General features: G+C 67.6%; 1 protein-coding gene. It reads left to right on the top strand.

The genetic code is table 11. From position 1 onward, the window contains the following. The coding region (locus IFU29_RS22315) for a fimbria/pilus outer membrane usher protein (RefSeq protein WP_191935778.1) at positions 1–281 on the top strand (281 nt) is incomplete at both ends.

Below are 281 nucleotides of genomic sequence, written 5' to 3'. Positions count from 1 at the left end.
CGATAACGCCCATCAGGTGGGGTATTACGACCGGCTCAATGAGCGGGATACCTATCAGGTGAGTGCCGGTACGGCGCGCAGCAGCGCGACCGCCAGCGGCTACTACAGCCACAGCGGCGATCTCAGCCAGGTGAACGCCAGCGCCAGCTACCAGGCCGGGCAGTACAGCTCGCTGGGGCTGTCGGTGCAGGGCGGCGCGACCGCCACCCTGAAAGGCGCGGCACTGCACCGCAACAGCATCAGTGGGGGCACCCGCATGCTGCTGGATACCGACGGCGTGC

The organism is Erwinia persicina (genome assembly GCF_014838825.1).
Classification (GTDB): Bacteria; Pseudomonadota; Gammaproteobacteria; order Enterobacterales; family Enterobacteriaceae; genus Erwinia; species Erwinia persicina_A.
The sequence above is the reverse complement of the archived record's forward strand: the minus strand, read 5'-3'. Positions and strand labels throughout refer to the sequence as shown.